This window comes from Microbacterium aurantiacum, from assembly GCF_021654035.1.
GTDB lineage: Bacteria > Actinomycetota > Actinomycetes > Actinomycetales > Microbacteriaceae > Microbacterium > Microbacterium aurantiacum.
In genome coordinates, this window is the sequence record NZ_JAJPDW010000015.1 from 1 (window position 1) to 1,515 (window position 1,515).

The 1,515-nt window shown below is 70.6% G+C and carries 1 protein-coding gene; it reads left to right on the forward strand.

The features are described from left to right. Nucleotides 1–85: 85 nt before the first annotated feature. A protein-coding gene (locus LTL01_RS14545) for an IS3 family transposase (protein ID WP_370428832.1) occupies nt 86–1,482 on the forward strand; the annotation gives its coding sequence in 2 pieces (ribosomal slippage) (nt 86–422 and nt 422–1,482; 1,398 coding nt in all). Nucleotides 1,483–1,515 lie beyond the last annotated feature (33 nt).

Sequence of the window (1,515 nt, forward strand, 5' to 3'; positions counted from 1 at the left end):
CCCTGTGCGTCAGGATGGGGTGAGACACCAGCACTGCTGACCTTCGCACTGCACGGGGCGAGAACGGACCAATACTGAGATGACGATGACGGTTGCTGACGTCGGCACCGATGATGGGGCTATGGCTCCTCGTGCTGACCGGCCCAAGAGGCGGACGTTCACCGCCGAGTTCAAAGCGGCGATCCTGGCCGAGTACGACGCCGCGGACCGCTCTGGGCGTGGGGAGATCCTGCGCCGGGAGGGCCTGTACACCTCCCACATCATCGAGTGGCGCAAGGCCGCGGCCGCCGGCTCGCTGTCCGGGCTGGGCAGCAAGCCGCGGGACCGGCGCGAGCGGGAGCTGCAGGCGCTACGGGCCCGGGCGGAGAAGGCCGAGGCCGAGCTGGCCAAGACCAGGGCGGCGCTGGACCTGATGGGAAAAGCACACGCGCTCTTGGAGACGCTCTCCGAGAGCGCGGACAAGCCGCCGCGGTCGCCGCGGTGATCAACCCGGCCGTCGACGGGCTGGCCGAGCACGTCGGCACCGCGGCTGCGTGCGCGCTGCTGGGTCGCTCCCGCGCCAGTCACTACCGGGCCAAGAACCCGCCACCGCCACGTCCACGGACACCGCGGCCGGCACCGGCGAACAAGCTGTCCGCCGCCGAGCGGGCCCACGTGCTGGCCGTGTTGACCAGCCAGCGGTTCGCGGACAAGTCGGTCGCCCAGGTCTGGGCCACGCTGCTGGACGAGGGCACCTACCTGTGCTCGATGTCCACGATGCACCGGATCCTGCGCGAGCACGACATGGCCGGGGAACGGCGCCGGCAGGCGAGCCACCCGCCCCGGACCCGGCCCGAGCTCGTCGCGACGGCGCCGGGGCAGGTGTGGAGTTGGGACATCACAAAGCTCAAGGGGCCGGAGCGGGGCGTGTACTACGACCTGTACGTCGTGCTCGACATCTTCTCCAGGTTCGTCGTGGGCTGGACCATCGCGGCCCGCGAGGACGCCGAGATCGCCAAGAACCTGCTCGAGCACGCCATGGGCATCCATGGCGTGCCGGAGGCGATCCACGCCGACCGCGGGACCTCGATGACCTCCAAACCGGTCGCTCAGCTGCTCGTCGACCTCGGGGTGGCCAGGTCGCACTCCCGCCCGCACGTGTCGAACGACAACCCTTACAGCGAGGCGGCGTTCAAGACGCTGAAGTACGCCCCGGTCTTCCCCGAGCGCTTCGGGTCCCTGGCCGACGCCGGCGCGTTCGCCGAGCAGTTCTTCGCCTACTACAACCACGAGCACCGCCACTGCGGGATCGGGCTGCACACCCCCGCCAGCGTCCACTTCGGCACCGCCGGGCAGGTCCGCGCCCAGCGCCAGGCCACCCTGGACGCGGCCTACGCCGCCCGTCCCGAGCGCTTCGGCCACCGCCGACCCCAGGCGCCCAAGCTGCCCGAGGCCGCCTGGATCAACCAGCCCTCACAGGAGGCCCTCATACAGACCGCCTGACGGAATCTGTCTCACCCGCCTTGACACTTTCCG